This window comes from Bacteroides sp. 90-K9/2 (assembly GCF_047310725.1).
GTDB lineage: Bacteria > Bacteroidota > Bacteroidia > Bacteroidales > Bacteroidaceae > Bacteroides > Bacteroides vicugnae.
Genome location: NZ_JBCGVL010000002.1, coordinates 396,246 through 417,488, shown reverse-complemented (window position 1 = coordinate 417,488; position 21,243 = coordinate 396,246). Strand labels below are relative to the sequence as shown.

General features: G+C 43.4%; 20 protein-coding genes and 1 tRNA gene. 7 read left to right on the top strand and 14 right to left on the bottom strand.

All coding sequences use genetic code 11. The features are described from left to right. The first annotated feature begins 161 nt into the window (after positions 1-161). The 7 genes from AAHJ11_RS09020 (at position 162) to AAHJ11_RS08990 (ending at position 7,812) form a co-directional block, all read left to right on the top strand. The gene (locus AAHJ11_RS09020) at positions 162-3,575 is read left to right on the top strand and encodes a DUF2723 domain-containing protein (protein WP_413579395.1); all 3,414 of its coding nucleotides are present in this window, start codon (positions 162-164) and stop codon (positions 3,573-3,575) included. Between the two features lie 115 nt (positions 3,576-3,690). Beyond that, positions 3,691-4,305 carry a polysaccharide deacetylase family protein gene (locus AAHJ11_RS09015; RefSeq protein ID WP_148367818.1) on the top strand — a complete coding sequence of 205 codons (615 nt, stop codon included), beginning with the start codon at positions 3,691-3,693 and terminating at the stop codon, positions 4,303-4,305. A gap of 685 nt (positions 4,306-4,990) precedes the next feature. Continuing rightward, positions 4,991-5,221, top strand: coding sequence for a hypothetical protein (locus AAHJ11_RS09010; protein ID WP_148367870.1), 231 nt, complete (start codon positions 4,991-4,993; stop codon positions 5,219-5,221). A gap of 99 nt (positions 5,222-5,320) precedes the next feature. Next, complete coding sequence (locus AAHJ11_RS09005) at positions 5,321-5,812, top strand: hypothetical protein (protein ID WP_413579394.1); 492 nt, start codon at positions 5,321-5,323, stop codon at positions 5,810-5,812. A gap of 20 nt (positions 5,813-5,832) precedes the next feature. Continuing rightward, the gene (locus tag AAHJ11_RS09000) at positions 5,833-6,468 is read left to right on the top strand and encodes an outer membrane beta-barrel protein (protein ID WP_413579393.1); all 636 of its coding nucleotides are present in this window, start codon (positions 5,833-5,835) and stop codon (positions 6,466-6,468) included. A 105-nt stretch (positions 6,469-6,573) separates the two neighbouring features. Then, entirely contained in the window at positions 6,574-7,293 is a 720-nt protein-coding gene (locus tag AAHJ11_RS08995; protein ID WP_413579420.1) for a hypothetical protein, read from the top strand. 48 nt (positions 7,294-7,341) lie between these two features. After that, complete coding sequence (locus AAHJ11_RS08990) at positions 7,342-7,812, top strand: lipocalin family protein (RefSeq protein WP_009001382.1); 471 nt, start codon at positions 7,342-7,344, stop codon at positions 7,810-7,812. A gap of 218 nt (positions 7,813-8,030) precedes the next feature. On the opposite strand, the gene AAHJ11_RS08985 is transcribed toward AAHJ11_RS08990, so the two are convergent. The 14 genes from AAHJ11_RS08985 to metK form a co-directional block, all read right to left on the bottom strand. Next, positions 8,031-9,272: a DUF4861 domain-containing protein gene (locus AAHJ11_RS08985; protein WP_320979413.1), complete on the bottom strand. Its 1,242-nt coding sequence runs from the start codon at positions 9,270-9,272 to the stop codon at positions 8,031-8,033. A 148-nt stretch (positions 9,273-9,420) separates the two neighbouring features. Beyond that, positions 9,421-10,224: a gluconate 5-dehydrogenase gene (locus tag AAHJ11_RS08980; protein WP_195649652.1), complete on the bottom strand. Its 804-nt coding sequence runs from the start codon at positions 10,222-10,224 to the stop codon at positions 9,421-9,423. A 40-nt stretch (positions 10,225-10,264) separates the two neighbouring features. Further along, positions 10,265-11,107: a 5-dehydro-4-deoxy-D-glucuronate isomerase gene (gene kduI, locus AAHJ11_RS08975; RefSeq protein ID WP_074559737.1), complete on the bottom strand. Its 843-nt coding sequence runs from the start codon at positions 11,105-11,107 to the stop codon at positions 10,265-10,267. Between the two features lie 795 nt (positions 11,108-11,902). After that, positions 11,903-11,973, bottom strand: a tRNA-Gln gene (locus tag AAHJ11_RS08970). A gap of 107 nt (positions 11,974-12,080) precedes the next feature. Then, on the bottom strand, positions 12,081-13,373 hold the full coding sequence (gene tyrS, locus AAHJ11_RS08965; RefSeq protein ID WP_195649651.1) for a tyrosine--tRNA ligase: 1,293 nt from the start codon (positions 13,371-13,373) through the stop codon (positions 12,081-12,083). 86 nt (positions 13,374-13,459) lie between these two features. Continuing rightward, complete coding sequence (locus AAHJ11_RS08960) at positions 13,460-14,152, bottom strand: TatD family hydrolase (protein WP_413579391.1); 693 nt, start codon at positions 14,150-14,152, stop codon at positions 13,460-13,462. A 24-nt stretch (positions 14,153-14,176) separates the two neighbouring features. After that, a complete protein-coding gene (gene yidD / locus AAHJ11_RS08955; RefSeq protein ID WP_004298909.1) occupies positions 14,177-14,452 on the bottom strand; it encodes a membrane protein insertion efficiency factor YidD in 276 nt (91 codons plus the stop codon). Then, positions 14,449-14,838 carry a ribonuclease P protein component gene (rnpA, locus tag AAHJ11_RS08950; protein ID WP_081352769.1) on the bottom strand — a complete coding sequence of 130 codons (390 nt, stop codon included), beginning with the start codon at positions 14,836-14,838 and terminating at the stop codon, positions 14,449-14,451. The genes yidD and rnpA overlap by 4 nt, the downstream gene beginning before the upstream one ends. A 5-nt stretch (positions 14,839-14,843) precedes the next feature. After that, positions 14,844-15,590 carry a uroporphyrinogen-III synthase gene (locus AAHJ11_RS08945; RefSeq protein ID WP_074559743.1) on the bottom strand — a complete coding sequence of 249 codons (747 nt, stop codon included), beginning with the start codon at positions 15,588-15,590 and terminating at the stop codon, positions 14,844-14,846. 4 nt (positions 15,591-15,594) lie between these two features. Continuing rightward, positions 15,595-16,428, bottom strand: coding sequence for a DUF4271 domain-containing protein (locus AAHJ11_RS08940; RefSeq protein WP_298048185.1), 834 nt, complete (start codon positions 16,426-16,428; stop codon positions 15,595-15,597). After that, positions 16,425-17,012 (bottom strand): TIGR00730 family Rossman fold protein, encoded by a 588-nt coding sequence (locus tag AAHJ11_RS08935; protein WP_074559771.1) that lies wholly within the window; start codon positions 17,010-17,012, stop codon positions 16,425-16,427. The genes AAHJ11_RS08940 and AAHJ11_RS08935 overlap by 4 nt, the downstream gene beginning before the upstream one ends. Positions 17,013-17,509: 497 nt before the next feature. Continuing rightward, positions 17,510-17,881, bottom strand: a complete 372-nt coding sequence (locus AAHJ11_RS08930; protein ID WP_234131751.1) for a DUF3244 domain-containing protein — start codon at positions 17,879-17,881, stop codon at positions 17,510-17,512. Between the two features lie 129 nt (positions 17,882-18,010). After that, positions 18,011-19,672, bottom strand: a complete 1,662-nt coding sequence (locus AAHJ11_RS08925) for a tetratricopeptide repeat protein (protein ID WP_234131752.1) — start codon at positions 19,670-19,672, stop codon at positions 18,011-18,013. A gap of 180 nt (positions 19,673-19,852) precedes the next feature. Next, complete coding sequence (gene metK / locus AAHJ11_RS08920) at positions 19,853-21,145, bottom strand: methionine adenosyltransferase (RefSeq protein WP_148367809.1); 1,293 nt, start codon at positions 21,143-21,145, stop codon at positions 19,853-19,855. Positions 21,146-21,243: the final 98 nt, after the last annotated feature.

The window sequence follows — 21,243 nt, the reverse complement described above, 5'->3', positions numbered from 1 at the left end:
AAATGTATCTTCCCTCTCTGCTGCCTCCCGGAAGAGTGAAAGAGATAGTAAATCACCCCTTTGTTACTTAATATTTCTTACTTTCTTCCTCATTATCCTTACAAATCACTATCTTTGCGACCTCATAATTTGTTTTTAACGAATAAACTACGATAGTGCTAATGAAACAGTACAGAACCGTAAACAACCTTATGGGTTGGCTTACATTCATCATTGCGGCAACCGTCTACTGCCTGACAATAGAACCAACCGCAAGTTTCTGGGATTGCCCGGAGTTCATAACCACCGGCTATAAACTGGAAGTCGGACACCCGCCCGGCGCACCTTTCTTCATGCTGATGGCGAACCTGTTTACTCAATTTGCTTCCGACGTGACTACCGTTGCTAAAATGGTGAACTACATGAGCGCCCTGATGAGCGGTGCCTGTATCTTGTTCCTTTTCTGGAGCATCACCCATCTGGTACGCAAATTGATTATCACTGACGAAAACAATATCACCAAAGGACAGCTTATCACGATTATGGGTAGCGGACTGGTGGGTGCACTGGTCTATACGTTCAGTGACACATTCTGGTTCTCCGCTGTAGAAGGTGAAGTATATGCCTTCTCCTCCCTGTTTACCGCTGTCGTTTTCTGGTTGATTCTGAAATGGGAAGACGTGGCCGACCAGCCTCATAGCGACCGCTGGATTATCCTCATCGCCTATCTGACGGGATTAAGTATCGGTGTCCACCTGCTGAACCTGCTTTGTCTGCCCGCCATCGTATTGGTATACTACTACAAGAAAACTCCAAACGCTACTGCTAAAGGTTCGTTAATCGCTCTCTGCGGTTCAATGGTGCTCGTTGCAGCTGTGCTATACGGCATCGTACCGGGTATTGTGAAAGTAGGCGGCTGGTTTGAGCTGTTGTTTGTCAACGGACTCGGAATGTCGTTCAATTCAGGTGTAGTGGTTTACATCATCCTGCTTGCAGCCGCTCTAATCTGGGGCGTATACGAAAGCTATACCGAAAAGAGCAAAACACGCATGGCTATCTCCTTTATCCTGACGATTGCTCTACTGGGTATCCCGTTCTACGGACACGGAGCCAGCAGTATCATCATCGGTATTTTGGTGATCGCCGCACTGGGACTTTACCTCGCTCCGGGTGTACAGGCCAAGATCAAAGAGAGATGGCGTATCACCGCCCGCACCATGAACACGGCTTTGCTGTGCACCATGATGATCGTAATCGGATATTCTTCTTATGCACTGATCGTTATCCGTTCTACTGCCAACACTCCGATGGACCAGAACTCACCGGAAGATATATTCACACTGGGCGAATACCTCGGTCGTGAACAATACGGAACCCGCCCGCTTTTCTACGGTCCTGCCTTCTCTTCGAAAGTGGCACTCGATGTAAAAGACGGATATTGCATCCCGCGCCAGTCGGAAGCAGGAAGCAAGTTTGTCCGCAAGGAAAAGACTTCGCCCGACGAAAAAGACTCTTATATCGAACTTCCCGGACGTGTGGAATACGAATATGCACAGAATATGCTTTTCCCGCGTATGTACAGTTCGTCACACGCACCGCTCTACAAACAATGGGTGGACATCAAGGGATATGACGTTCCTTATGACCAGTGTGGAGAAATGGTGATGGTAAACATGCCTACCCAATGGGAAAATATCAAATTCTTCTTCTCCTACCAGTTGAACTTCATGTACTGGCGTTACTTCATGTGGAACTTTGCCGGACGGCAGAATGACATACAGGGTAGCGGAGAAATCGAGCACGGCAACTGGATCACCGGTATTCCGTTTATCGACAACCTGCTGGTAGGTAACCAGGAATTGCTTCCGCAAGATCTCAAAAACAATAAAGGTCATAATGTATTCTACTGTCTGCCGCTGATTCTCGGTTTGATCGGACTCTTCTGGCAGGCTTACCATAGCCAGCGAGGCATCCAGCAGTTCTGGGTGGTATTCTTCCTGTTCTTTATGACAGGTATCGCTATCGTACTCTACCTCAACCAAACTCCTGCGCAACCCCGTGAACGAGACTATGCGTATGCCGGTTCGTTCTACGCCTTTGCTATCTGGGTAGGTATGGGAGTGGCAGGCATCATCCGTATGTTGCGGGATTATGCCAAGATGCAGGAACTTCCGGCAGCCGTTCTGGCTTCTGTGCTCTGTTTGTTCGTCCCCATCCAGATGGCGGGACAGACATGGGATGACCACGACCGCAGCGGACGCTTCGTTGCCCGCGACTTCGGACAGAACTACCTGATGACTTTGCAGGAAGAAGGCAACCCGATTATCTACACCAATGGTGATAACGATACCTTCCCATTGTGGTACAATCAGGAAACGGAAGGTTTCCGCACGGATGCCCGTACCTGTAACTTAAGTTACCTGCAAACCGACTGGTATATCGACCAGATGAAACGTCCGGCCTACGATTCTCCGTCACTCCCTATCACTTGGGACCGTGTGGAATACGTGGAAGGACAAAACGAATATATCTCTATCCGTCCGGAAATGAAGGCTCTCATCGACAGCTATTTCAAACAGGCAAACGAACTGGCTGCACAGGGAGACACTACCATATTGTCACTCGTTCACTCCATCTTCGGTGAGAATCCTTATGAACTGAAGGAAATCATCAACCGCTGGATGCTTGGCAAGAACGACCAATTGAAAGAACTTCTCAAAAAGACAGGAAAAGAAATACAGCTCCCGCTCATCCCTACGGACAGCATCGTCATGAAGATAGATAAGGAAGCCGTACGCCGCTCCGGCATGAAGATTCCGGAAGCTCTGGGCGACTCTATCCCCGAATACATGACAATCACCCTTAGAGACGCCAACGGCAACCCGAAACGCGCCCTCTACAAGAGTGAACTGATGATGCTCGAGATGCTTGCCAATGCCAACTGGGAACGACCTATCTATATGGCAATCACCGTAGGAAGCGAAAACCATCTGGGCATGGGCAACCACTTCACACAGGAGGGTCTCGCCTACCGCTTCACTCCGTTCGATACGGACAAGCTGGACAGCAAGATCGACAGTGAAAAGATGTACGACAACCTGATGAACAAGTTCAAGTTCGGCGGTATCGACAAACCGGGTATCTACATTGACGAGAACGTGATGCGCATGTGCTACACGCACCGCCGTATCTTCACGCAACTTGTAGGTCAGCTCATCAAAGAAGGCAAAAAGGACAAAGCACTCGCCGCGCTCGATTACACTGAAAAGATGATTCCGGCATACAACGTACCGTATGACTGGGCAAACGGCGCCTTCCAAATGGCAGAGTCTTATTATCAACTGGGACAGAACGAGAAAGCCAACAAGATCATCGACGAACTTGCCAACAAGTCGCTCGAATACATGATCTGGTATCTTAGCCTGAACGATAACCAGCTTGCCATCGCCAGCGAAAACTTCGTGTACAACGCCAGCTTGCTTGACGCCGAAGTCCGCTTAATGGAAAAATACAAATCAGAAGAACTCGCAAAACATTACTCAACGCAACTCGATCAACTATACAACGAATACGTAACGAGAATGAAAGGGAAATAAATATCAAGTATTAAGTAATAAGTATTAAAGCTTCCGACATATCTTCCGCACGATATAATACCTAATACTTATTACTTAATACTTATTACTTAATACTTGTTTAACGCAGATTTTCATGTTTATAGAACAACCACCTTGGCTTTTCCGGGCGTTGTATCCACAGGCTATCTTCCGGATGGACCCGAATGAACGGGCAGTCTATCTGACTTTCGATGACGGCCCCATCCCCGAAGTGACTCCCTGGGTACTGGAAATACTGGAAAAGCATCATATTAAAGCTACCTTTTTCATGGTAGGCGACAATATACGCAAACACCCGGATGAATACCGGATGGTGGTAGAGCACGGACACCGCATCGGCAACCATACTTTCAACCACATCCGTGGATTTGAATATTCCAATCCGGATTACTTGGCAAATGCCAGAAAGGTAGATGATATGATTCATTCCGATCTCTTCCGTCCGCCACACGGACACATGGGATTCAGGCAGTATTATACGTTGCGCTATCATTACCGCATTATTATGTGGGATCTCGTGACCCGTGATTACAGTAAACGGATGAGTCCGGAACAAGTGCTGAACAACGTGAAACGCTATGCGCGAAACGGTTCCATCATCACTTTCCACGATTCGCTGAAGTCATGGAACAACGGCAACCTGCAATACGCACTTCCACGCGCTATCGAATTCCTGAAAGAGGAAGGCTATGAATTCAAGGTGTTATAATCTTTGAGAAAACAGAAACTTCGAAAAGAACAGAGCTTCCTGATAAGAAAGGAAGGTTTCTGATGAATAAAAAAAGCTCCCTGACAAGAAGAAAAAATATAAGCCGAGGTATTATACCCCGGCTTTTGTAGTTTAAAGCCCGTTTCGTGCCCAAAATTGAAAGATTCCTCCTCTTTCTTATAAGATGTCAGCGCAACCGCATTTCGCCCGGTAAAGGGCAAAAAGAGGGCAAAACAACCTGCATTCAAAAAGTTTCTGATTCACATTACCCTTTCCAACCGTATTTTTTTATACATTTGCAACGTTCTCTTCCGCAGAAAGCCTTCGGGTGACGGGAGAGAGATGTTTATATTGAGAAGACGTTTACAAGCGTTTGTCATTTGTGTTCAAAACTTCGCAAACTTTGACCTATCGGAATGACGGACAGCAACTAAGACGTCCTCCTGATGTGTATTTATATACATCCGTGCCTCACTTTGACAAACAAAGGGAGGTTACGGGTGTTGTACATATCGGCGTGGGCTTTCTACGTTGTTCGTTCCCGGTAGTTGGCATTGCGAAGGCCTTGAACACGGAACGGACGAAGATGAGATTCCCACGCCTTTTCTATATATTCCTGTCAACATTAGATGAATTTGTCCGCCCAACGGGAGTCTGGGGGGACACACATAAGCAGAATAGGCACATGATTCATGCGGGACAACTTATTGAACGCACGCTTCACGAACAGGGACGCACCGTCACCTGGTTCGCTACCCAACTATGCTGCACACGCCCCAATGTTTACAAGATATTCCGGAAAGAGAATATCGACATCCACCTGCTCTGGCGCATCTCCTGCATCCTCGGACACGATTTCTTCCGCGATTTTTCCGACAGCATCAACACCGGAAACTTCCCGAGTGTATCCAAATAGGATACAATTCCGTTTCTTTCTTGGAACTATGCTTTCTCCCAGTGGTATACTCCTTTCGCATACCTTTGCAGACATATTAACATCTAATCACAAAAGGACATGAAAACGAAAAAACTATTTCTGATTATTGCTCTGGTTGTCGGTTGTGCCGTCGGAGCCCATGCGCAAAAGACGGTCTTCAAGTTTCGTGATGCACAGGCACGTGCAGGCGATGCAGTTACTGAAGTTTGTGTCAAACCCACAGTTGTCGAGGTGAAAATACTGGAAGATAAGGAACGGATCAAGGATGAATGGACACTAAGCAAAGAGGAAGTGGAGATCGCCATGAAAGGAGAACTTGACAACATCCGTGCATGGGGGACGTATCTGTCCACCATCAAATACAACTGCGATGTCATCATGGGAGCCACTTTCAAAGTGGAAGATAATGAAAAAACAGGGGGATACACGGTTACAGTAGTAGGTTATCCCGGCATCTTCGCCAACTGGCATCCTGCCACCCAGGACGATTATGAATGGATACGTCTGCAGAAGCTATCACCCACGGATGGAAGAAGCCAGATAGCACCTGTCGTTAAGAATAAGAATTAATCACTAAAACATAAATAACAATGAAAAAAGTACTATCAATGGTTGCCGCACTCTTATTGTGCGTAGGAACTCAAGCGCAAATCGTATCATCCAGAAGCGCAATCGTCAAAACAGAGAAGCAAGCCAGCAGCACACAATGGTTCTTGCGTGCAGGTTTGAATATCATGAACTTCTCCGGTGACGGAGCCGAAGGAGCTGACTCAAACATCGGATATAACGCAACATTTGGCTACCAGAAGCCTTTAGGCAGCACAGGAGGATACTGGGGAATGGAATTTGGACTCGGCTCCCGTGGTTTCAAAGTGGAAGACACGAAATGCATAGCTCATAATATACAATACTCTCCGTTCACATTCGGATGGAAATTTGCAGCGGCGGACAATGTTCATATCGACCCACATGTAGGAGTCTTTGCCAGCTACGATTACACAAGTAAAATGAAAACAGACGGGGAGAGCATCAGTTGGGGAGATTACGCAGATTACATGGAAGTTGACTACAATCATTTCGATGCCGGTATGAATATCGGTGTAGGAGTCTGGTACAACCGTTTCAACCTGGATCTCACCTATCAACGCGGATTCATAGATACATTCAGCGATGCCGACGGATTCAAGACCAGTAACTTTATGATTCGTCTGGGTATTGCCTTCTAAGGACAACCAAACCTCAATAAACCATATTATTTATTCAGCGTCCACGATCTTTTCTCTTCGCAAAAAGGGCCGTGGATGCTGTTTTCTTAAAAATAACGGAATATGATGACCAAACGACAATTTCTGGCAATCATGTATCTGCTGACGGGAGTTATCCCGCTGATAGCACAGACTTTCACCGAACAGAAAAAGAGCTATCCTGTCAGTGCAGACGGCAATAAATATGTGGTCAGCGGATTTACCCCTTTCAGCAGCATGCAAGACGAGAACATCTACGCTAATGCACTGTTATGGACCGTCAAAAATGTCTGTCCGCAGCTACAGGAAGGGATCACAGAGGTAAACGTACCGGCTAAAAACTTCAGTTGCGATCTGATACTTGCCTCGCAAGCAGATTCAAATCAGAAGAATACTTACTATTGCAAAGCCCTGTTTCAAGTAAAAGACGGCAAGTTGGTCTACTATCTTTCCAATATACGGATAGAATCATCAGCAGTGATAATGAAGAAAATCACTCCCATGGAGAAGTTGCAACCGGACAAGAAAGCATCTCACAAAGAAATCATGGATGACTTCGTACAGGTGGAATCGCAAGTATTAAATAAAATGTTCGACTTCATCGTAATGAAGCAACTTTCACCAATCACTCACTGGAATGAAATCAGCATCAACAAGCCGGTGAAAGGCATGACGGAAGATGAATGTCTGCTGGCTTTCGGCAAACCGCAGACTATTCAAGAATCAAATGGAGAAGTGCAATGGATGTATTCCAGCTCGTTCTACCTGTTCTTCAAGAATGGACATGTGGAAACGATTATCAAATAAACCCATAAAACAAATCATCTCAAAATCAAACAATTAAAACAATTTATTATGAAAACAATCTGGAAAGCAACTGTTTGCATAGTTGCAGTATTACTGTCATTCAGCATTTATTCCTGTGGCGATGACGACGATGACACTGTCGGTTCACGCGATTTACTGTTAGGAACATGGAATGGAGTGTACTATCTTTCACAAGAATGGGAAGATGGTGAAAAAGTAAGTGACTCTAAAGAAGATTTTGTAAATGGAACCAATCGTTACTCCATAGAGTTCAAGGAAGATGGTACTTATGTCGAGAAAGACGTTTATAACTCTTCCGGAAGTACTAATTATTATCATGGTACATGGAGTTACTCCGGCAATAAGCTGACTCTCATCGACACTGAAGAAGATAATTACACAGAAGTGTGGACAGTGACCACAATGACAGAGAATGAATTAGTCTATGAACTTCGTGAAAAAGAGAAAGAAGACGGAACGACATACGAATATTACGAACAACACGCTTTTAAGAGATAGCTCAAAAACATTGTAACACAAAAATTTCTTTCTTCTTTAGAAAGACAAGATTAGGCAAAAGTTTCTTTTTATCAAAGAAACTTTTGCCTAATCTATTGAAAAAGACGCATGATATTCAATAACAAATCACTCACTCCGTGACTAAAAAGAAATTAAAGAAGGTATTTCGACATACCCCGACAATCCTCTTTTTGTGATCGTATAAGCAATTTAGCGCATTAATATGCCACCGCCAGCGGAGTACGCAATTTCTGCGCATATTCAGCCATGTATTTATTCCAGGCATCCGGAGTCTTGATAGCCGCCTTATCCCAGGCAGATCCCCAGTAATAAGTATATTCAGCACCCGGCTCATATTCGCTGATAGCCAGCACATGACCGTCGGCTCCGCCACGATCTTTCTTTTCCTTTTCGGAAAGAAGAACCACTTTCGCCTCTTTTACCTGTGCAGGGAACGCAGCACCGACAAATATCTTACCGTTTGCACCGCTACGGTCAGTTGTAGGATCTACGTAAGTGATATAGCCATTTGCAGCGTCTGCCACCACCGCACCGTCCGGTTCACGCAACACAAGTCCCGTAGTTACCGGCATTGCTTCTTTCAAATTGATATATGAAACAACTGTTTTATTGAGATAAGAACCTGCATCCAAGGAGATGACGCGTGTTTCCACCACGTTAGAATCTCCACGGACCACCAGCGGATTAAACTCCAGCTTCACCGTGAAACGCAGCGGACCATTATCAAGGATTTCCTGTGTGCGATAGCAGTAAGGATAGATAATAGTGTCACCTGCCATCAAAGCGGCAACGCCGGCACCCAATGTGGGTCCTACGGCATAACAATCCATACCGTATCCATGGTCGATATGGTAAGAGATAGCATTCTGCAATTCGGAAGCGGCTTTCGGGTCTGTCTTTTTCAGTTCGGCTATCTTGGCACGCTTTTCAGGATTGAGCTCTTCAGCATACAGAGACTCCAAAATCGGCTCCGTAGTGTTATACTTCGTAAAAAGATCGTAGCCGAAACCACGTTCTCCACGAGCCTGCAAAGCAGGACCATAAGCACGGAATCCGCCAAGATCATTCTCCCAGGCAACGTCGTCCAGACGTTCGGGGTAGTATTTACCGCAAGCAATGACATCAAAAGGTGCAGGTGTGCCCGGTTGAATGGTATAAGTAACCGCACTGTTTGCCCCTACCGTAACGGGGAAGACCACCTTCTCATCATACGTCACCTGATAAGGCACTTGCTGACCGTCGACGTCAAGCACCACAATCTGTGCCGTATCCGCCAGTTTCAATTTAGCGACCACATCGCTCATCGGCACTTCAACCATCTCCCCTGCCCGTTCAAGAGCCAAAGGATTGGTCACTGTGACTGTCATTGACTGCTTGCTGTCGGCACAGGAAGCAAAACCGATCAAGGCTACAGCAAACAGAATTAATATCTTTCTCATAATTAGTCTACATTGAATAAATAACATATACTTTGTAAATTAGAGGCTATTATATCCTGCAAAGGGAATAATAAAAAATAAGGTGACAGATGAAAAGAGGATGCTCTTTGCCATTCTATCACCTTACCGGAATCTCTGCTATTGTCTATTATTTCGGTTGTTTTCCGATATAAGCAAGAATACCACCATCTACGTAGAGAATGTGACCGTTAACAGCGTTAGAAGCTTCAGAAGCAAGGAACACGGCAGGACCTGTCAGTTCTTCCGCTTCCAACCAACGACCGGCAGGAGTCTTAGCGCAGATGAATGAATCGAATGGGTGACGGCTTCCGTCTGCCTGCGGCTCACGAAGAGGAGCAGTTTGCGGAGTAGCGATGTAACCCGGGCCGATACCATTACACTGGATGTTGTATTCACCATATTCAGAACAGATATTGCGAGTCAGCATCTTCAAACCACCCTTAGCGGCAGCGTAAGCAGATACAGTTTCACGACCCAGTTCGGACATCATAGAACAGATGTTGATGATCTTACCTGCACGTTTTTCCATCATAGCCGGCAAAACAGCCTTAGCAACGATGAACGGAGCATTCAAGTCGATGTCGATTACACGACGGAAATCAGCAGCATCCATCTCGTGCATAGGAACACGACGGATAATACCTGCGTTATTTACAAGGATATCAATTGTACCTACTTCTTTCGCAATCGTAGCAACCATCGCCTGAACAGCCGGTTCGTCTGTCACGTCGCATACGTAACCGTGAGCTTTGATACCTTTTTCAGCATAAGCAGCCATACCTTTGTCTACCAACTCTTGATTGATGTCGTTAAAACAAATTTTAGCGCCTTGTTCTGCAAATGCAGAAGCAATAGCAAATCCGATACCATAAGAAGCACCTGTAACGAGAGCTACTTTACCTTCCAAAGAAAAATTCAAAAACTGATTCATAATTCTTTTTGTTATTAAATTAGGAAAATTATTGTAGTTGTTATTTCAAATCCGTAATCAACGAGAAGTCCTGATCGCCGTAGTCGAGGTTCTCGCCACCCATTCCCCAGATAAAGGTATAGTTGTGGGTAGCAGCAGCCGAGTGGATTGACCATTCGGGCGAAAGAACGGCCTGATCGCCTTTCATCCATACGTGACGCGTCTCGCCTACCTCACCCATGAAGTGGCAGATAGCATGATCTTCGGGGATCTCGAAATAGAAGTAGGCTTCCATACGACGGCTGTGTACGTGTGCCGGCATTGTGTTCCACACACTTCCCGGAGCGAGTTCCGTCATACCCATCTGCAACTGGCAGGTAGGCAACACCTGATTCACCAACATCTTATTGATGTTGCGGTGATTGGAACCTTCCAAAGAGCCCATTTCAGCTACCACGGCATCGGCTTTCGTCACCTTACGGTCGGGATAGTTGCGGTGTGCAGTCAGTGAGTTGAAGTAGAATTTAGCAGGATGGGCAGCGTCTTTGCTTTCGAAAGTCACTTCGCGATCGCCCGAACCCAGATAAAGAGCTTCTTTATAGTCCAGTTCGAACTCTGCGTCACCAGCTTTCACAATACCGGGACCGCCGACATTGTAGATACCCATTTCGCGACGGGTGAGGAAGAACGGAGCTTTCAGCGGATCAATCGCTTCGAGCGTCAGCACCTCTCCTACCGGAAGCGCACCACCTACCACCATACGGTCGTACATGGAATATACCATATTTACTTCATTGGGGACAAATATGTTTTCGATTAAGAAATCTCTGCGGATTCTTGTTGTATCATAACTTTTTGCATCTTCCGGATGCGCAGCATAGCGAATTTCATAGTTCGTTTTCATACCTTATTTATTTATAGTTATTGAATAAGTTCTCTTTCTACGTGCACTTCGTTTACGTACACGATGCAAAAATAGCAAAAGAAAACGGGTTTACCTTGCAATTTTGTTCCAATTATCCACCAAAAATGTCCAGAATCTGTGCAATGTACACTTTTTTAACGAACTATAATACGTTTTGGGAGAGATTTCTACTTAATGCAGCCAAAAGCTTCCATTAAAATAAGATCAGCTATTGACTTTCCTCTTTTTATTTTGTATCTTTGAGGAACAGAAAAAGAAAAAGCAATATGAGTTATATAAAAATCAAGACATAATAACACATTATCAAAACATATATTTCCATATATGGAAGAACCGAATGGGAGAAAATCAGCACTGATCTTCTCCCATTTTGTATATATAAATCCCAAACATTCCAATAATTTCCTGAAAATAGTTTTTAATAAACCCAGATACCGTTCTTAATAAACTCCCCCACTATTTATTAAAAACGGTATTCGGATTTATTATAGAACTGTAAATATATTATCGCTAACAATATAGAAGTCTATTCAAATATGAGTAAGGCGAACATCGAAACAGTCAATATTACGTACAAATAAGCTATAATAAATTTCTTACATCCTAATAAAGAGATACTTCTTCAAGGCATTTTTCTCGACTTCGGCAACCAAAATATAGAAATCATCGTGTTGTTGTTCCGTATGTGAACGTTCTAATGACTCAAGAAGTGACTTTGCATCCACAAAAAAAGAAAAAGCCCCGAAAGATATTCTCTTTCAAGGCTTTTCTTCGTTGGACTACCAAGATTCGAACTTGGACAAACAGAACCAAAACCTGTTGTGCTACCATTACACCATAGTCCAAACTTATGTGCTTTCTGTTAAAAAGCGGTGCAAAGATAGAGGTTTGCAAGCAAACCTCCAAATATTTCGTTCACTTTTTTATATTCTATCGAGTGAATCGTGCATTATTACTTTGCAATCAGCAGATAATAGTTCTTTTTACCGCGCTGAACAAGCAGATATTTCTCATCGAGCAGGTCAGCAGTCGTAATTACCTGATCAAAGGCCGCCAGCTTCTCCTTATTCAACGAAACGCCACCGCCCTGAACCAACTTACGCATTTCACCTTTCGACGCAAATACGGCCGCATTATCAACGAATAGATCAACAGCCTTTACTCCTTCTGCCAATGCATCACGGGAAATCTCAAATTGAGGCACTCCTTCGAATACAGCAAGCAACGTATCTTCATCCAGTTTGCGCAAAGCTTCCGAAGTCGCATTACCGAACAAAATGTTCGATGCGTCTACTGCTGCGTTATAGTCATCTTCAGAATGAACCATCACAGTCACTTCCTTAGCCAGACGTTTCTGGAGGAGACGCAAATGCGGAGCTTCCTGATGTTCGGCAATCAATGCTTCAATTTCTTCTTTCTCGATAGAAGTGAAGATTTTAATATAACGTTCGGCATCGGAGTCGCTTACATTCAACCAGAACTGATAGAACTTGTAAGGTGAAGTATAGCGAGGGTCCAGCCAGATATTTCCGGATTCTGTTTTACCAAACTTACCACCATCAGCCTTTGTAATCAGCGGGCAAGTCAACGCGAACACCTCTCCCCCATTGGTACGGCGGATCAATTCGGCACCGGTAGTAATGTTTCCCCACTGGTCGGAACCACCCATCTGGAGCTTACAGCCTTTCGTTTCATACAAATGAAGAAAGTCATATCCTTGAAGCAACTGATAAGTGAACTCGGTAAATGACAATCCATCACGCGCTTCACCATTCAGACGACGTTTCACAGAGTCTTTCGCCATCATATAGTTTACAGTGATGTGCTTTCCTACTTCGCGAACAAAATCAAGGAAAGTGAAGTCTTTCATCCAGTCGTAATTGTTCACCAGCTCGGCACGGTTAGGTACATCCGACTCGAAGTCGAGGAATTTGGCAAGCTGATTCTTGATACATGCCTGATTGTGACGCAATGTCTCTTCGTCCAGCAGGTTACGTTCTGCCGATTTACCGGAAGGGTCACCAATCATACCTGTAGCGCCGCCGATCAGTGCCAACGGCTTATGACCGCAGCGTTGGAAATGACGAAGGATCATCACTCCACAAAGGTGACCAATGTGTAGCGAATCGGCAGTCGGGTCGATACCCAAGTAGGCAGTCACCTGCTCTTTGCTTAACAACTCTTCTGTTCCCGGCATGATGTCCTGCAACATGCCACGCCATCTCAATTCTTCTACAAAATTCATCGTATTACTCTTTAATTATTTGGTTTTTATTGTATTTCAATTCCATGTGCGACAAAAGTACGACTCTTTCTCGGAAGATACAACTCTTACGCCTTAAAAAAGACATTTTGGATATTCCGGCGAATCACCTCACGCAACGCTTCCACTTCTACCCCACGCACCCTGGCTGCCCGACACAGGATATCTTCAATATCAAGCAAACTGTCATCCGTTTCCAAAAACAGGCGTTCATCGGGGACTATCGGCATCGTTTCATCGGGATAATATTCTCCAAAAGAAAGATAAAACCCTTTCTTCAACAACTGTACTGCCTGCTCCGGTTTTCCACGAAAGCCATGCCATATCCAAGGTTGTTGGGGACGAGATTCTTTTTTCACGGCCAGCAGTTCTTCCATTGCTTTCACGCAGTGGATAATCAACGGCAAACCGAGCTTTTCCGACAACTTTACCTGTTCCTTAAACACCGCTAACTGAAGCTCCATCGAAGCTTCCGCCAATTTATCCAGCCCCGCCTCTCCTACAGCTACAAACTGTTTTCCCTGCAACTGCTGTTGAAGAAAGCTCAATTGCTGACTGACATTACTCTCTCTCACCTCCCAAGGATGAATACCGACAGAATAATAAGATCCTCTACCCACAGTCACTTCCACATTCTCTGCCAGAGGCATATACGATGGAGAGTCCGCCAATAACGGATAATTGATGATAGATTTCCCTAGAGAATCAACTTCCTGTTTATGAGTATGGATATCTAAAATATCAGTCACATTCTTTTTCATTTCCTATTTCTCATTTCAGTTGTTTCAAGGCACGGGATCATAACCGGAACCACCCCAGGGATGGCATCGCAGAATACGCCGCACAGCAAGATAAAGCCCCTTTATAGGACCGTGTTTCTTAATTGCCTCGAGCGCATACGCTGAGCAAGTAGGCGTGAACCGACAAGAGGGAGGAGTAAGGGGTGAAATACAAATCCGGTAAAAATAGATGGGAACAAGCAGGAAGAAGGAAAATACCTTTCTCAAAATTCCCGTAACGAATACCCATGCGGTAGATATCCGGGAGTTATGAGGTTTCATGAGAATAGTTTTTCAGAGATGCGCGCAAGCGCTATTTTCATTTTCTCTTCCAGCTCGGCAGTAGCAACAAGCTCGTCCGACAGATAGATAAAGGCAACGGCCAACCGTTGCTCCCGGCGTTGCAGTTCGTCCACCAGAAGAGACTTGTTCTTCCGGTAGGCTTCACGTATCTGGCGTTTCACCCGGTTACGTTTCACCGCCCGTTTAAAACGGCGTTTCGATACACTGATTAATATAGAAGCAGGAGCCTCTCCCTGCTCGACAGGCATATATACAACGCGTATCGGAAAGATGGAAAACGATTTAGAAGCACCGCCTTCAAACATCTTTCCGATCAAAATTTTACTATTCAGCCTTTCGGCTTTACACAAAGTATATATACCCACTCTGTTTATTTATTGTTTTCCTTGATAAACATGTCAAGTGCGGCAGTCATTGACGGAGCCTGCACCGTAGGAGCCTCAAGATCCAGACGGAGACCTGCGTCACGTACAGCCTGTGCGGTAGTAGATCCGAACGTTCCGATCTTAATCTCTTTCTGATTAAAATCCGGGAAGTTTTTCTTCAAAGAAGTCACTCCGGCAGGGCTGAAGAACACTAACATATCGTAATCAAACTCCTCGTCCGGTGTAAAGTCGTTGCTCACCGTGCGATACATCACAGCTTCCGTATGCTGAATGCCGTTCTTGTCGAGCAGGTTTTTCACATCGTCATTATGTACGTCTGACATCGGAACGAGATACTTCTCCGTTTTATGCTTCACGATGGAAGGAATCAGGTCTTCAATCTTTCCGGTAGCCCCAAAGAAGATCTTACGCTTACGATATTGCACATATTTCTGAATATACAATGCAACAGCTTCCGTCACACAGAAATACTTCATTGTCTCGGGAATTGTCACACGCAATTCAGTACACAAAGTGAAAAAATGGTCAATAGCATGGCGCGAAGTGAATATTACGGCAGTGTGGTCGAGAATCGAAATTTTCTGTTGCCGAAATTCTTTCGCCGAAAGACTTTCAACCTTAATGAAGGGTCGGAAATCTATTTTAACGCCATACTTCTCAGCTATGTCGTAATAGGGAGATTTCTCTGACGCAGGCTTAGGCTGCGACACTAGTACTTTTTTAATTTTCAACGTCCTAAAATTTTATTAGCAAAATATTGTTCATTTGAATCATACCCTGATACAGTAAAAGACAAGGTACTATTTCAAGAGCGCAAAAGTACAAAATTAATAGGAAAAGCCCGCTAAATTGATGAAAAAAAAGCTTTATCCACTTATAAAACATCAATATTTTAGTGAAAATTAAAATAATAGACCCGATTATAACCAAATTCGTTAGACTCAAATCAAAATAAACCAAGAAAAGAACGAACGGAAAAAGGGCAAATCCGACATAATATATGAGCGCAGAATACGATTCCAGCCATATATTTGTCTTATTTTTATCAAAAAAAGTCCACCCCAGAAACATATAAAGCAACCATTTCAGTAAGAAATAAGCGAGGCAAAAACCAACGTAAATACCCAGCAAAAGGAGGGAGGATACATGATCCATCAGAGCGGGAGATGTATCATGAAAATAATTAAAAAATGTGATGCCCGACAAGACACAGGTCTGCAATACAAGCACAAGGAGATAACGCACATCGGCCGCCGTAGAGCTATCAAAAATGCTCGTCCGTTCGCGATGCAACACAAAGTCTTTTACCTGTTGGGAGAGAAATTTCTTTCCGCGTGCCAAGGCAATGGAGGAAAGAAAGAAGCAAGCCAGTAATGTCAGTGCAATAGCATCGTCCGTACGGGGAGAGTAGGAGATAGGGGTTCCTTCAAAGCCGAAGTCAACCTCTTGTACAGCATGAAGATCGGCCAACTGCAGGCTATCACTGTCTGCCTTTGCCGGACTAATCTGTTTCTGCTGGAGAAGAGACAAGGTATCCGCGTTCTGGGAACTTAGTGTGTCGCCTATCATATCGCTGCAAATTTACGAATGGAAATATCCCATACAGGAGTCTCATAAAGGAGCTGAACCGCTTCTTCCGGCGTCTGTGCCACTTTCCATATATCACCGTGTTGGCGTCGCATAAAGTTCTCATCGATTGCCTTTTCAAGCATTTCGAGCAATGGATCGAAGAATCCGTTTGTATTGAGGATTATAATCGGATTGAGATACAACCCCAACTGTTTCCAAGTGATAATTTCCAGCAATTCTTCAAGGGTACCGCATCCACCCGGCAAAGCGATGATACCATCACTCAAATTGGCCATCTTCTGTTTGCGTTCGTGCATGGATTCTACCTCGATCAGCTCTGTCAGTCCAGTATGATGCCAGTTTTGTTCCACCATGAAACGGGGAATCACTCCGGTCACTTCACCGCCATTTTTCAACACAGCATCTGCCACAGAACACATCAGACCAATACTCCCGGCTCCGTTTATCAAACGGATACGGTGTTCGGCAAGCAGACGGCCGAGAGTCTCGGCTGCTTGAAAGTAAACAGCATCTATCTTGGTACTGGAAGCGCTATATACGCATACGGAATTTATCTGATTCATCTTCATCACTATCCTTTATTATATCAAGGAGGCAAAATTACGAAAAAATTCCGTTATTCATATTCAACTTAATCAGAGATCATTGTTATCTCCACATTTATATCTTCATAAAAAATCTTGGACTTCTTATTTATAGAAGTCCAAGAGCTTTTCTCACAGAGAATACATCTATCACAGATTTCTCATCTACTAACAGGTGTATCACATTGTTGCTGAATAAACTTTATTATCTGAACTATAAAATCGTTCAAATACCCTACCAGTAGAATCCAGCACACAATTAAAAAGTGATTTTAATTTTACGTTTCAATATACCTTTATGAGCCTTTCACAAGGCTTATTAAGCCCACGAATAAAAGTGAACCGATTCTTTCCCCTTTCGGTCATCTAAATCGTCATTTCAGCAATGCGCCATATATTTCAACAGCGGGGCTTCAACAGTTAATGATTTAGGTATATCATCTTATGTTAGTTGCAAATAATATATATCCAAAGATTTAATCTAATTCAAAATCTCCGATAAAGGCTTCCTTCGGAAGTTGTATCTCCAAAGTATATTTACCTTTTTCCTCACCTGCAAGATCAATATAAACCTTATCTACATTTATATCAGTAGATGTATAAACTACTTCTCCTGTTTCTGCATCTTTGATGGTAACGGTTACAGTAGGAACAGTAGAAAGAAGGTCAATAGACAACAATGAGTTTTCAATACAAGCAGCAGGAATAACAGGAATAGACCGATGTTGTACCTCAGTTTTATTCTTTAATCTGATTATACGTGCAGTTGTCATTTCATTAGCAAAAGAAAACATACTTACTTGGAGTAAGACAGTCAATAGCAAAAGAGGTAAAAATTTAGTCTTCATAATAAATGGGTTTAAAATTTCGCCTCAAAAATACACAGATGAAGCAAAAGAAACGATTTTTATGCGGTAACAATGGTAACAGCCTTTTATTTAGAAGCAAAATTAACCTAAGAAGATCGACATATTTCATTAAATATCAATGCCAAATACACGATCAAAAATTTGAGCATCTATTTTGTTCTTTATACGATTTTTGCGTGTTTTAAGAGCATCTGATGTAGCATCCATCAACTCCATTATGACAGTTTTTGAACAACAAAGCAATGAAAGAACACAATAAAATATATCATCACCAGTTAAAGCCGGATAACGTTCCTTCAAATTCATCATCACATCAACAAACGCACTGGAAATTTCAGAACGTATTTCTTTCCTCAAACTACGCATCACCAATAGTTGTTTATGAGTTGCCCTCTCCAATGCTTCCAATTGGTCGTAGCAATCAGTAGTTTTAAGAACAGATATACATAATTGAATCTGCCGTTCTGTCAACTCCGATCTCTTCTTATTCAAATCTTCTTTATTAGATTCAGAAACCTCTTCTTCTTTTAGCAACATAGTATCTACTCGCTTTTGAGTCAACTCGTGTTGCAAAGCAATATAATGATTCTTTCTCTTTCTGTCATTCCACATAAAATAGAAAACACATACAACCATCAATAAGAAGAATGCAGTAACCAAGCTAAAAATTAATGTTTTAGTATGTTCTGATAATAATCTCTTATGTTCCTCCAGTTGGTGCTTATCCATAAGTCTATTAAGCTCCTCATTATCAGTCATAAATTGAATAGAATCATAAAGAACGTTATATGCATCTATATTCTCTGTTGCGGTTTTCCATTCACCCCTTTTCTTTGCTATTTGATACATTCCATCATAGCAAACAGCCCTTCCATAAATATCAAGTTGATCTATATTCTTCTTAAAAAAATAACTGGCAGAATCAAGCTTATTCAAATTCAACATAATTTGAGCTTTTGATAAACAGACATTAACAGCATCTTGCCCTTGTACCATAATTGCCTTTGACACATATTTATCTGCTTGCATATAATCCTTCTTTTCATTATAAGCCATAGCAAGATCATGATAAAGAGCCCCTATCAAACTAGAGTCTTGCTCTGCCAATGCACAATCAAGAGCTTGATGATAATAAAGCAATGCACTATCCTTCTTGTTTTGCAATAAACACATACGTGCAATACCTCTCAATGGATATGTCTGTTGGCTTCCTCCTTTCAATATCTGATAAGCCTCACGATAGGCGTCAATTGCTATATCAAACAATTCATCTTTTTCATAACATTCTGCAAGATTATCATAAATCATTGCCAAGAATTCATCCCTAACAGGCATCAGTCGAATTGCCGTTAAATACTCGTCTACAGCAAAAGAAGTATATCCTTTCTCTCGATAGGTAGCTCCCCAATAATAATGAGCTTTTGCAGCACGTACACTTTTCTTCTTATCACCATAGTATTCAACAGCTGTTTTTATCAGCGAATCATCCTCTAAAGCAATATAATTTTTATGCCTTGCTTGCGTAAGCAATAACGCATAAAGTGCTCTGTCGGCACGTGGCAATTTCTGTGGGGAGGAAATTGATTCCAAAATAGATAATGCACTATCAGGATATATTTCCATCAATGAGTCAGCAGATAGTAGCAATGGACTCTTCACCGAAGAAGAGCAGGAAGATAGAAAGACAGACATCAGAATGCTACCTACGCTGACAAGTAAACTAAAAAACACCAATAAATAGCGTTTAGAACAACAACATCTTGTTTTCATTAGGCAGTCGTTTATTTATGGGCCAAAAGTAACAAATTCCGGCAAAAGAAGATTAATATCCAAAAGACATTTATTTAAATATAACTTATTTAAAATCAAGAGCCACAACCTCTATTTCCTACCAAAAGGAGTTGAGGTTGTGGCTCTTACTGAACGAGCTAAGCTCGCTTTCAGACTATTTTACAGACCAAAAGCAGCTTTAATTTTATCTACGTAGTCAAGTTTCTCCCATGTAAAGAGTTCTACTTCCACAGTTTTGTCCCCTTCGTAGCGAGAGAAGAATTTCTTCGTTACCACTTGCGGTTCACGTCCCATATGGCCGTAAGCGGCTGTTTCCTGATAAATAGGATTACGAAGTTTCAGACGTTCTTCGATTGCTTTCGGGCGAAGATCGAACAACTGGTCGATAACGCGGGCAATCTCACCATCCGTCATATTGACGTGGGAACGACCATAAGTATCTACAAAGATATTGATCGGACGAGCCACACCGATAGCATAGCTCACCTGTACAAGCATTTCATCTGCTACGCCTGCCGCTACCATATTCTTAGCGATATGGCGTGCTGCATAAGCTGCGCTACGGTCTACCTTGCTAGGATCTTTTCCGGAGAAAGCACCACCACCGTGAGCACCTTTGCCACCATAAGTATCAACGATAATCTTACGACCTGTCAAACCGGTATCTCCGTGAGGACCACCAATTACGAACTTGCCCGTAGGATTCACATGATAAATGATTTTATCATTAAACAGCGCCAACACTTTATCGTGATGGATAGAAGCAATGACACGAGGCATCAGAATCTCGATCACATCACGACGGATGATAGACAGCATTTCCTCGTCAGCTTTCAGCTGGGCAGCTTGAGAATCATCTTCCGGTTGGATAAAGTCATCATGTTGCGTAGAAACAACGATTGTATCAATGCGAACAGGAGTTCCGTTGTCATCATATTCAATAGTAACCTGGCTTTTGGCATCGGGGCGGAGGTAAGTCATCACCTTTCCTTCACGACGAATGTCGGCCAGCACTTGCAGAATGCGGTGTGCCAGATCAAGAGAAAGCGGCATGTAGTTTTCCGTTTCATTGGTAGCGTAACCAAACATCATACCCTGGTCGCCTGCACCCTGTTCCATCGGGTCCTGACGCTCTACACCACGGTTGATATCGGGGCTTTGCTCATGAATAGCGGAAAGTACGCCACAAGAGTTACTTTCGAACATGTACTCTCCTTTGGTATAACCGATTTTCTTAATCACTTCGCGTGCGATGAGCTGGAGGTCAACGTACGCTTTAGTTTTCACTTCACCCGCTAGTACCACTTGTCCGGTAGTCACTAGTGTTTCGCAAGCTACTTTCGAACTGGGGTCGTAAGCCAACAGTTTGTCAAGCACGGCATCCGATATTTGATCGGCTACCTTGTCGGGGTGTCCTTCTGACACCGATTCGGATGTAAATAAGTATCCCATCTTTTTAAATTAAGAATTAAAAATTGAAAATTAAAAAATGAGAGAGAGTAGGAGAGGCGAGTGCTGCAAAGGATAAGCCGAAAGGCGTCAATCAGACG

Excerpts from the sequence above, each read along its gene's own strand:
- AAHJ11_RS09020 (WP_413579395.1), top strand. The coding sequence starts at position 162 with ATGAAACAGTACAGAACCGTAAACAACCTTATGGGTTGGCTTACATTC.
- AAHJ11_RS09015 (WP_148367818.1), top strand. The coding sequence starts at position 3,691 with ATGTTTATAGAACAACCACCTTGGCTTTTCCGGGCGTTGTATCCACAG.
- AAHJ11_RS09010 (WP_148367870.1), top strand. The coding sequence starts at position 4,991 with ATGATTCATGCGGGACAACTTATTGAACGCACGCTTCACGAACAGGGA.
- AAHJ11_RS09005 (WP_413579394.1), top strand. The coding sequence starts at position 5,321 with ATGAAAACGAAAAAACTATTTCTGATTATTGCTCTGGTTGTCGGTTGT.
- AAHJ11_RS09000 (WP_413579393.1), top strand. The coding sequence starts at position 5,833 with ATGAAAAAAGTACTATCAATGGTTGCCGCACTCTTATTGTGCGTAGGA.
- AAHJ11_RS08995 (WP_413579420.1), top strand. The coding sequence starts at position 6,574 with ATGACCAAACGACAATTTCTGGCAATCATGTATCTGCTGACGGGAGTT.
- AAHJ11_RS08990 (WP_009001382.1), top strand. The coding sequence starts at position 7,342 with ATGAAAACAATCTGGAAAGCAACTGTTTGCATAGTTGCAGTATTACTG.
- AAHJ11_RS08985 (WP_320979413.1), bottom strand. The coding sequence starts at position 9,272 with ATGAGAAAGATATTAATTCTGTTTGCTGTAGCCTTGATCGGTTTTGCT.
- AAHJ11_RS08980 (WP_195649652.1), bottom strand. The coding sequence starts at position 10,224 with ATGAATCAGTTTTTGAATTTTTCTTTGGAAGGTAAAGTAGCTCTCGTT.
- kduI (WP_074559737.1), bottom strand. The coding sequence starts at position 11,107 with ATGAAAACGAACTATGAAATTCGCTATGCTGCGCATCCGGAAGATGCA.
- tyrS (WP_195649651.1), bottom strand. The coding sequence starts at position 13,373 with ATGAATTTTGTAGAAGAATTGAGATGGCGTGGCATGTTGCAGGACATC.
- AAHJ11_RS08960 (WP_413579391.1), bottom strand. The coding sequence starts at position 14,152 with ATGAAAAAGAATGTGACTGATATTTTAGATATCCATACTCATAAACAG.
- yidD (WP_004298909.1), bottom strand. The coding sequence starts at position 14,452 with ATGAAACCTCATAACTCCCGGATATCTACCGCATGGGTATTCGTTACG.
- AAHJ11_RS08940 (WP_298048185.1), bottom strand. The coding sequence starts at position 16,428 with ATGATAGGCGACACACTAAGTTCCCAGAACGCGGATACCTTGTCTCTT.
- AAHJ11_RS08935 (WP_074559771.1), bottom strand. The coding sequence starts at position 17,012 with ATGAATCAGATAAATTCCGTATGCGTATATAGCGCTTCCAGTACCAAG.
- AAHJ11_RS08930 (WP_234131751.1), bottom strand. The coding sequence starts at position 17,881 with ATGAAGACTAAATTTTTACCTCTTTTGCTATTGACTGTCTTACTCCAA.
- AAHJ11_RS08925 (WP_234131752.1), bottom strand. The coding sequence starts at position 19,672 with ATGAAAACAAGATGTTGTTGTTCTAAACGCTATTTATTGGTGTTTTTT.
- metK (WP_148367809.1), bottom strand. The coding sequence starts at position 21,145 with ATGGGATACTTATTTACATCCGAATCGGTGTCAGAAGGACACCCCGAC.